The organism is Bacillus sp. AFS001701, assembly GCF_002559405.1.
Taxonomy (GTDB): domain Bacteria; phylum Bacillota; class Bacilli; order Bacillales; family Bacillaceae_G; genus Gottfriedia.
In genome coordinates, this window is record NZ_NTZO01000431.1 from 1 (window position 1) to 10057 (window position 10057).

The window sequence follows — 10057 nt, forward strand, 5'->3', positions numbered from 1 at the left end:
AAAATTAATGCAATTGTTAGTTGACCAGAAAAAAATACCTTCTTTTTTACTCACGGAAATTTTGTATTTACATGTAAATGAAGAGAATATTAATGAACTGCTTAAATACTTCGATGAATTACCGGAGAATTTTAAAAATCCTATTTTGGACTTGATCCGAATTAAAAATTTGCGATCTGAGCAAATCCATTTATTTCTTGAGAAATTAATGACATCAGAAAATAGTGAATTAAGAATACGCTCGTTAAAAACAATATCATCTTTAGGATATATTTCTCCAAATTTAATTATTCAACTCTTAGAATCAAAAGAGAAAGAGATTCAACTAAGTAATGAAGAAAAGTTGATGATTGTAAGATTAATGGGAAGTATTCGCAATGATTTATTTTTGTCTTATTTAATTGAATTAATTTCAGACAAGGCTTATATGGTAAGGTCTGAAGCTGCTAAATCGATAAAAAAATATAAGAATGGAGAGGTAATTCTTAATAAAATAATCGAAGAACATCCAGATGCATATGCAAGAAATATATCAAAAGAATGGTTGGAGAGGACTGCGGAATATGATTAATCTATTCTTTTTAATACTTAATAAAGTTATTATCATCTACGTGTTGCTCCTTTGTTCAACTTATTTAATTTTATTTATATTAGCATTTATGCGATTAAAAAGAGAAAAAGGTCTACATCAAATTGAACAATATAAAAGATTAAAAGAGTCTGCCTTTACTGCACCAATTTCAATACTAGTCCCTGCTTATAATGAAGAAGTAGGAGTAATTAATACGATTTTATCCTTAGTGACTGGAAGTGGTAGGTTAGATTACCCAGAATTTGAAGTAATCGTTATTAACGATGGATCAAAAGATTCTACTTTACAAAAAACGATCGATCGCTTCGAGATGAAAGTAGTAAAAAACAAGGTATTTCATAAACATAAAGGGATTGAAACGAAACCAATTAAAAATGTATATCAATCAGCTATTTATCCTTTCGTATTTCTTATTGATAAAGATAATGGTGGAAAAGCTGATGCATTAAATGCTGGAATTAATTTTAGTAAGTATCCTTATTTTGCTTCTATTGATGGTGATACAATCCTTGATTCTGATTCATTTATTAAAATTATGAAACCGATTATTGAAAATACAGATGACGAAATACTTGCTACTGGTGGAAACGTATTAATTGCAAATGGGAGTAAAACATCGTTTGGTAAAGTAAATGAAATGCTTCTATCGAAAAATCCACTTGTAGTAATGCAGGTTATCGAATATATGAGAGCTTTTTTAATTGGACGAATTGGACTTAGTAATAAAAATTTATTATTAATTATATCTGGAGCATTTGGTGTATTTAAAAAGTCAAGAGTCATTCAAGTAGGAGGATATTTAACAAATACGATCGGTGAGGATATGGAACTCGTCGTTCGTCTACACCGGAAAAACATAGAAGAAAATTGGGGAGCAAAAATCGAGTATGTAGCCGATCCAGTTTGTTATACTGAAGCACCGGATTCATTCAAATATTTAAAAACACAAAGAGTAAGATGGCACCGCGGATTATTTGAAAGTTTGTGGGCACATCGTAAAATGATTTTTAATAAAAATTACCGTTCAATCGGATTTATTGCAATGCCATATTTTTTCTTCGTTGAATTTTTAGGACCCATTATTGAGTTTTTTGGTTATGTGTCCTTAATAATAAATATTACTTTACACAATATAAATATAATGTATTCCATTGCACTTTTAATTTTAATGATTATATATGGCTCATTTTTCTCAGTAAGCGCAGTGCTTTTAGAAGAATGGCGTTTAGAAAAATATAAAAAAATTAGTGAGTTAAACCGTTTATTTTTCTATTCATTGACAGAAGCGATTTGGTATCGTCCAATTTTGACATATTGGCGTGCAATAGCAACAATTAGCATATTCTTAGGACAAAAAAAGGGTTGGGGAGAAATGAAGAGAAAGGGTGTTTAACTTTCATAATTAATCAAAAAGACTGCTTAGTGGTCTTTTTTTTGTTTGCTGAAAAAAATCATATGTAAAAAATTTAAGCCAAGTCATGATTTCTGCAATTTTATTAAACTAAAAAATCAGAATGGTAAATATAAATGAGTAATAGAGCATAAATAGAGTATAGCGGAGGAGTGAAGGATGATAAAGGGATTAAAATTAGTGGGGCTAATCGCTTTCATTACGATTTTGAATGTGATTGTATTCTCTCCAGGTTTAATCGGAATCCAATTAATGAATGCTAGTGCATTTCAAACTGCATTTGGAGTATCGTTCATAATAGCGAATTTGTTAGTACTTCTATTTAGTATGTTTCAGCTATATTTCAAGCCTACTAAAGATAAGCCAATTAAGCAGCTAAAAACAAATGAAGATTTCGTTCTTGCTTTAAGTCGATATAAAAATAATAAAGTACTAAAAGAAGATATTATGACTTCAATTGAGCAAATCGAACGAATGAAAAAGAAAAAAGTCGTATTTTATAACTTATTAACAGATCGATTTTCTCCAACCGAACTTACATACAACAAGTTTGCATCTGTTGTGGACGAGGTTGAGACATTATTTTATTTAAGAATAAGAAACATCATAAACAAGATTAGTACTTTTGATGAACTTGATTATAAAAAAATAAAGGGCAAAGACGGATTACGATACTCAAAGTCATTAATTCAAGAGAAAACAAATCTTTTTAATGAATACATCAAATTCGTAAAAAGGGCAATTGAAATGAATGAAGAGATTCTTGTTAATATTGATAAATTAATTTTAGAAATTTCAAGGCTAGATGAAATAGGAATCGATGATATTGAAAAAATGGAATGTATGAAAGAAATCGATACGTTAATTCAACAAACAAAATATTATAGGCAATGAATGAAAGGATGATAAAAATGAGGAAGTTTCTTTTTGCATCTCTTGCAGTGATCGTTGTAGTTTTTCTTCTTGTCTATATCGGAATTAATATGACTTCAGAAGATAAAGTTGTGAAAATTACTGATAAAAATAAAAATCAGCAATTAGCTAAAATGATCTCAAAAATAAATATTTCGAAAGCAAAACCAATTAAAGGTCAAATTGACTTAAGTACAGCTGATGTCGCAAGTGAACTCCCTGATATTTCAAAATTTCCTGTATCTGTAGACAATACAACTGATAGTTTTGTTGAAATTTTTTCATCTACCGAAAAATCAAGTGATGGAAAAAATGGTTGGTTAAACGAAGTCGCAAATCAGTTTAATGATGCAAAATTCAATCTAGATGGTAGGCAGGTATCTGTAAAAATTAGAAACATTGCATCTGGTACTGCAACAGACTTCATTAAATCTGGTAAATATGTTCCTGATGCCTTTACACCTTCAAATGAACTTTGGGGTCAAATGATAACAGCAAGTGGAGTACAAACAGAAACCGTCTCCTCGCGATTAGTTGGGAATGTTCCTGGTATTGTCATTTCAAAGCCAAAATATAATGAGTTAATGAAAAAGTATAGTAAAGTCGATCCGAAAACCGTTATCGAGGCAATGACAAAAAACGAACTATCAATGGGATATACCGACCCATTTACTAGTTCAACGGGATTAAATTTTTTAGTTACGACTTTAAATTCCTTTGATTCAAAAAATGTACTAAGCGATACTGCTGTGAGAGGGTTTGAAAGCTTTCAAGCAAATGTGCCGTTCACTGCTTCTACGACTCTACAAATGAGTGATGCAGCGGAATCGGGCGTTCTAGATGCATTTGTTTTAGAATATCAAACATTGGTGAATTCACCAGATTTAAAAAATAGTTATGAATTTATACCATTTGGAGTGCGTCACGACAGTCCACTTTATGCTTTAGGAAATTTATCAAAAGAGAAAATGGATATTTTGAAAAAATTTGCTGAATTTACTGGTCAAAATAATCTTCAATCACTTGCGAAACAAGATGGGTTTAATGGGTTGAACAAATACAAATCAGAGCTTAAAACGATCGATGGGGATACATTAAGTGCTGCACAGAAACTTTGGAAAGGTAAGAAAAATACTTCAAATCCAATAGTTGCGGTTTTTGTAGCAGATGTTTCAGGTAGTATGGATGGTAAACCATTAAATGAGCTAAAAGAATCACTACTTAAAGGTCAAAAATATTTAGGAAGAGATAATAGTATTGGCTTAATCTCATATTCTGCCGATGTTACGATCAATCTTCCAATTGCAAAATATGATGCAAATCAACAATCAAAATTTGTTGGTGCCGTATCTAGCCTCGATGCAAGTGGAGATACAGCAACAAACGATGGAATCCTTGTAGCAATTAATATGCTAAAAGATGAAATGAAAAAAAATTCAAATGTTAGACCGCTCATTTTTGTTCTTACCGATGGCGAGACCAATCATGGGAATTCATTGAAGAATGTAAAAGGAATTATTAAAGCATATAAAATTCCAATTTATACGATTGGTTATAACGCTAATATTAAAGCGCTTGAAAGTATTTCGAATATTAACGAAGCTGCAAATATTAATGCTGATTCAGATGATGTAATCTATAAAATTCGTAATCTCTTTAATGTTCAACTTTAATTAGTAGGAGGATTTAAGAATGTCATTTTCTATGCAAGTTGTAAATGAAGAAGAAATCAAGGCAGTAATAGAAGAGCAAGTAAAGCCTGTTCCAGAAGAATTAATGCAATTAAAAGCAACAGCGGATGCAAATGTAGCGATGATAATGGAATTAGACACTGTATCAAAGGAAACGTACGAAAAACGAAAGGAAATTCTTCAATCAATCGAATCATTTGGATTACAGACGATGAAATCTTCTTCGAATAAAAATTCTCTTCTAAAGGTTTCACTTGGTCAACTTGCTAAAAGCGGAGACGAAGGAGGGCAAGTTGCAAAAGGATTATCAGAGCTTCAAGTTCAATTAAAGGATTTAGATCCTAGTGCAATTAATTTTGCAAAATCAGGTTTTTTAGGTAAGTTATTTAATCCTATTCGTTCATATTTTCAAAGATTTGAAAAAGCAGATGTCGCAATCGCTGATATCGTAAAGTCACTTGATAAGGGGAAAAAAATTCTTGAAAATGATAACACGACATTAGAGCATGAACAATTATCACTTCGTATGCTTTCAAAAACGCTAGAAAAGGAAATCCAACTTGGAACATTAATGGATGAGTCAATTGAAAACCAGATTGAAAAAGCAAAAATCGAAGGGGAAGATCAAGAAAAAATTAAATTTATCTCAGAGGAAGTTCTTTATCCGTTACGACAACGAGTCATGGACCTCCAGCAAATGTTAGTTGTCAATCACCAAGGAGATATGTCATATGAGGTTGTCATTCGGAATAATCGTGAATTAATTCGAGGTGTGGAACGTGCAAAAACGGTAACGATTTCTGCACTGAATACAGCTGTAACGGTAGCAAGTGCTCTATATAATCAAAAAATTGTTTTACAAAAAATCACTGCTTTAAATCAAACTACAAATACGATTATTGAAGGTACTTCTAGATTATTAAAGGAGCAAGGAGTTGCAATCCAAAAGCAAGCCATGGAGTCAGCGGTTTCTGTTGAAACACTAAAAACTTCATTCACAAACGTCATATCAGCGTTTGAATCGATTAGTACATTTAAACAAGAAGCTTTACCAAAAATGCGTCAAACCATCCTACAATTTCAAGAATTAGCTGAAGTCGGTTCACAACAGATTCAAAGACTTGAAAAAGGGGATCGAATCGGATTATAGAAGATACTGGAAAAAGATATGTAGTAGTAAGGGACATATCTTTTTTCAATTAACCTTACTCTACGATTCAGGTGATTGCGGCGCTTGTACGGTTATAGCGGACAGTTTACCAGTAAAAACATGTATGATGTTAGCGGTAGATGCTGTTGGAAAGAAACTTACTACAATAGAAGGCTTACATGATGATCCAATGCAGCGTGCTTTTGTGGAAAAATGGGATTTTCAATGCGGGTATTGTACTTCGGGTTTTATCCTAAACGCTCATGCACTCGTAACCGTGCATCCTGACGCAACTGAAGAGGTTATTGAAGAATGGCTTAGTTCAAATATATGTCGTTGCACTAGTTACCAGGAAATAAAAGAAGCCGTATTATCGGTTTTAAACGAACAACGGGGTAGACCAAGAAATAGACGTTAGAAAAATACATTTCACTTAAAATATTAAAAAGCCTACGTTAATAAAAAACGCAGGCTTTTACATTTTTTAGAATTACATTTAAAAAGAAAATAAAGAAAATAAGGTGGTCTTTAGGTATTTAACATTTTTTGAAATAAATTGGAATCGTACCAATTGGCGTAATTTGGTACGGAATAGGGTTTAAAACGACCGGTACTGGTGGCAGATTGGAATAAACACTTTTCCGATACTTATGACGAGAACCTCAAACACTTACTTTTGCATGTTCACTATTTGATTCATTTTTATGAATGTTTCTCTCATCATTCCGACCAAATAAAAAATCATCAAACTTATTATAAGCCATGTTATCACTCCTAAATTCAAACTTTCGTATGTATACCTAATATATACAATTTTAGGATTAATGAATGGGCACGTTAGGAGTACATCTATTATTGAATTAATTTTGATAAACAATTAATTTGCGAAACGTTTGACCTCTTTTGTAATCTATTTAAAGTGGGGGGATATACCTCTAATAATCTTAGTTCTATTGAACTGTAAAAATATGAGTTACACTATTATTTCGCTCTCATTCGTTTAAGATCTTCTTTTGGAGGAAAACCAAATAATCGAGAGTATTCTCTACTGAACTGGGATGGACTCTCATACCCTACTCGGAATGCTACATCTGCTGCATCTGAAGACTCGGACAGTAATAAAAGTCGAGCTTCCTGCAATCTTAAGTGCTTCTGAAATTGAAGAGGACTCATTGCAGTTACATCTTTAAAGTGTCTATGTAAGGAAGAAACACTCATATTTGCTATTTCTGCAAGCTCTTCAATTCGTAAAGACTTGTAAAAATTCGCTTTAATTTGTTCAATAACTTCACTTATTCGATTAGTAGTGCTACCTTCGATGGCAAGTTGCAATATACTCCCATTCTGTCCACGTAATACTCTGTAGAGAATTTCTTTTGTAAAAATAGGTGCAAGAATTGGAATATCTTCAGCTGAATCTAATAATCGGACCAATCTAATCACTGCATCTAAAATTGAACCTTCTAATTCGTTGACAAAAATCGCTCGTTTTGCAGTTACCTTTGAATTAGTGGGAAATTCAGTATCCGTTAAAATTTCTAAGATTTGACTTGGATTAAATTCAATTTTCAAAGCTAGATATGGAGCGTTCGGTGTAGCTTCAATAACTTGGCCTGTAACAGGTAAATCAACGGATGCAACTAAATAATTTCTAGGGCCATACTTAAAACGTTCATTTCCTAGTAATAATTCCTTTACACCAGAAACAACAATACATAGAGATGGCTTATAAACCCTGTATTTTGGATCAGTAATATGTGACTCTCGGATAAAAAATAACGAGTTAATTGAGGTCTCGTTAACACCTTCATGACTAGTATTGCGATCAATAACTTGGATTAGTTCGCTTAGATAAGAAACGTTAATTTCAGACATAAGTCCTCCTTGCTTACTTTATTTAAAAGAAATAAAAAATTTTTCATAGAATATGTAAAAGTGAGAGGATTAGGCAATCATTTAGGAGGAATGAGTTAACGAACTCTGCTTATTTTAATGCATAATTAAGTATATCAAACATATCTTCAAAACTATAATACTATCACTTCACTTCCTACTAATTAAAACCCATAAAGGGAGAGATTCCTATGAAACTAATTGCATTAGACTTGGATGGCACTACACTCAACTCAAATAAAATAATAAGTAAGGAAACCTTAAGCGTGATTAAAAAAGCTCAGGCAGCAGGACATATCGTTATGATTTTATCTGGGCGTTCACCAAGTTCAGTATATGATGAACTTTTAAAGTATGGTTTAAATTGTCCAGTTGGAGGCCATAACGGGACAGCATTATATGTGAATGGAAAATTAATTGAACTAAATTCAATTGGGCAACCTCAAATACAAAAAATCGCCTTAGAAGTTGAGAGTGAAGACTTACCGTACAATATTTCTACAAATAAGGGAATATTTGCCCCAAGTAATTGGGATAAACGATTTGAACAGGTTGTTTCATCTGGGGGTGTTCCTAAAAAATACTTCTCAAACAGACACTTTAAAATGTTTACTACACCTCCAACTGTATATGGACATTCGTTTTTTAACAAAGTTCATGAAATAATTGATAATGAGGATTTTACCATCCAAAAGTTTCTTATTTTAACCCTTGATCCAAAACAAATGGAGAGACTTGAAAAAAAATTAAGATTCATAGATGAGATTTTTGTTACGAGTGCCTCACCTTTTAATCTTGAGGTTACACATATAAATGGAAATAAAGGGTATGGTTTAAAAACAATGGCATCATATTTTAATATACCATTAGAACATACAGTAGCTATAGGGGATGAAAAAAATGATCTTCCGATGTTTAATATAGCTGGATTATCAATAGCTATGGGGAATGCTGAAGAAGAAATAAAGCTCTCATGTGATGTTGTTACATTAAGTAATGATGAAAATGGTGTTGCAAATGCATTCGAAAAATATATTTTTAAAGGGTCAAATGTACTATAATAGTATAGAAATCTAAATACATCTAAATAAGCAACGTTTTCCTTGGTTAAATGTACGAGTATGTTACATTATCCAAGGTTGTTTTTATTTGTCTATTTAATGAGCTCTGGAGCATTTGGTATCTTCATGGCAGTGATTTCATTAAGCGGTGTTTTAGTTAATACATTTATTGCTGAACGTTCTGATCGAGGGATTGATAGAAAATGGATTATTATGATTGCGATGATTTCATCAGCAATAGGTTATGCATCGTATTTAATATTTCATAACTACTATTTATTATTAGTTTTTGTTGCTTTATTTAATGGATTAGGTGCAGCGGCTATGCCACAAATTTTTGCATCCGCACAGGAGTCGGCAAATGCAAGTTTATCTAAAGACAAGACTTTAGCGTTATCAACTTTACGCTCACTTGTTTCTTTAGGATTTTTAATTGGACCATTAGTTGGTACTTTAATTTTAAGAGCAAAAGGTTATCATGGACTATTTTGGGGAACATCTAGCATTTATGTAATGATTACTCTTCTAGTAATCTTCTTTTTAGAAAAGAGAAAGCCAGTTCAGAACAATATAAAAAAGAAAAACAAGACAAAAGTTACAGCTGCTAAACGAAAACAACTTAAACTACCGTTTATTGCTTTTATCTTATTATTTGCAGTTAGTTCGATAAATTGGATCAACACACCGCTTTTTATCGTCAATGAGTTACATGGTACAAATACAGATGTTGGATTAGTTGTAAGTATATGTGCAGGTTTAGAAATTCCAATCATGCTTGTGTTGGGAGTACTTTCTAAAAAAATCTCGAATCATGCATTGATGATCTACGGTTGCTTTATTGGTTTACTCTATTACTTAACCTTAAGCATTTCAACTCATACATGGGAGTTAATCGTTGCACAGTTACTACAGGCAACATACATTGCTATTGTAATGGGTAATGGTATAAGCTATTTTAACGACCTTCTACCAAATTCACCAGGTTTTTCTGCATCAATTTATGCGAATTGCTCGACGATCGGAAGTTTAGTAGGAAATTTAGGCGGAGGTCTATTTGCACAATTAGCAGGGTATCGTAATGTTTATTTACTTTGTATATTATTTGTAATTTGTTCACTCTTTATATTATGGAAATCCAAAAACAATGTGGAAATGGAAATATCGACAGGTCATAGTCAGTCTGTGTAGTAGTTAAGTTACACAAAGATTTATGAAACTGAAGTGCAATTAAAATAACAAAACAGCAAATAAAATTCCCGTTTCTACAATTAAAAAAGTCAAATCTGCAAATTTTTAAATGGAACTTTAAGCTTAAAAATTATTTAAATGAAAAAGGATGATCTAATT

Annotated in this window: 8 protein-coding genes and 1 pseudogene; 8 read left to right on the forward strand and 1 reads right to left on the reverse strand. The window is 32.0% G+C overall.

The window, feature by feature from the left end; genetic code table 11:
• The 6 genes and pseudogenes from CN514_RS25895 to CN514_RS20625 all read left to right on the forward strand — a co-directional run.
• Positions 1-571 (forward strand): HEAT repeat domain-containing protein (locus tag CN514_RS25895; protein ID WP_176526005.1); only part of this gene is annotated, 571 nt, incomplete at its 5' end.
• Entirely contained in the window at positions 564-1985 is a 1422-nt protein-coding gene (locus CN514_RS20605) for a glycosyltransferase family 2 protein (protein ID WP_098234192.1), read from the forward strand. The genes CN514_RS25895 and CN514_RS20605, both read left to right, overlap by 8 nt.
• A 177-nt stretch (positions 1986-2162) precedes the next feature.
• A complete protein-coding gene (locus CN514_RS20610) occupies positions 2163-2897 on the forward strand; it encodes a hypothetical protein (RefSeq protein ID WP_098234193.1) in 735 nt (244 codons plus the stop codon).
• An 8-nt stretch (positions 2898-2905) separates the two neighbouring features.
• Positions 2906-4588, forward strand: a complete 1683-nt coding sequence (locus CN514_RS20615; protein ID WP_098234194.1) for a vWA domain-containing protein — start codon at positions 2906-2908, stop codon at positions 4586-4588.
• A 19-nt stretch (positions 4589-4607) separates the two neighbouring features.
• Positions 4608-5756, forward strand: coding sequence for a toxic anion resistance protein (locus CN514_RS20620; RefSeq protein WP_098234195.1), 1149 nt, complete (start codon positions 4608-4610; stop codon positions 5754-5756).
• A 64-nt stretch (positions 5757-5820) separates the two neighbouring features.
• Positions 5821-6174: pseudogene (locus CN514_RS20625) on the forward strand ((2Fe-2S)-binding protein); the annotation flags it as partial.
• Positions 6175-6737: 563 nt separating this feature from the next.
• On the opposite strand, the gene CN514_RS20630 reads toward CN514_RS20625, so the two are convergent.
• Positions 6738-7631: an AraC family transcriptional regulator gene (locus CN514_RS20630; RefSeq protein WP_098234196.1), complete on the reverse strand. Its 894-nt coding sequence runs from the start codon at positions 7629-7631 to the stop codon at positions 6738-6740.
• 209 nt (positions 7632-7840) lie between these two features.
• On the opposite strand from CN514_RS20630, the gene CN514_RS20635 reads away from it, so the two are divergent.
• The gene (locus CN514_RS20635) at positions 7841-8710 is read left to right on the forward strand and encodes a Cof-type HAD-IIB family hydrolase (RefSeq protein ID WP_098234197.1); all 870 of its coding nucleotides are present in this window, start codon (positions 7841-7843) and stop codon (positions 8708-8710) included.
• 60 nt (positions 8711-8770) lie between these two features.
• Complete coding sequence (locus CN514_RS20640) at positions 8771-9898, forward strand: sugar efflux transporter (RefSeq protein ID WP_098234198.1); 1128 nt, start codon at positions 8771-8773, stop codon at positions 9896-9898.
• Positions 9899-10057 lie beyond the last annotated feature (159 nt).

Excerpts from the sequence above, each read along its gene's own strand:
- CN514_RS20605 (WP_098234192.1), top strand. The coding sequence starts at position 564 with ATGATTAATCTATTCTTTTTAATACTTAATAAAGTTATTATCATCTAC.
- CN514_RS20610 (WP_098234193.1), top strand. The coding sequence starts at position 2,163 with ATGATAAAGGGATTAAAATTAGTGGGGCTAATCGCTTTCATTACGATT.
- CN514_RS20615 (WP_098234194.1), top strand. The coding sequence starts at position 2,906 with ATGATAAAAATGAGGAAGTTTCTTTTTGCATCTCTTGCAGTGATCGTT.
- CN514_RS20620 (WP_098234195.1), top strand. The coding sequence starts at position 4,608 with ATGTCATTTTCTATGCAAGTTGTAAATGAAGAAGAAATCAAGGCAGTA.
- CN514_RS20630 (WP_098234196.1), bottom strand. The coding sequence starts at position 7,631 with ATGTCTGAAATTAACGTTTCTTATCTAAGCGAACTAATCCAAGTTATT.
- CN514_RS20635 (WP_098234197.1), top strand. The coding sequence starts at position 7,841 with ATGAAACTAATTGCATTAGACTTGGATGGCACTACACTCAACTCAAAT.
- CN514_RS20640 (WP_098234198.1), top strand. The coding sequence starts at position 8,771 with ATGTTACATTATCCAAGGTTGTTTTTATTTGTCTATTTAATGAGCTCT.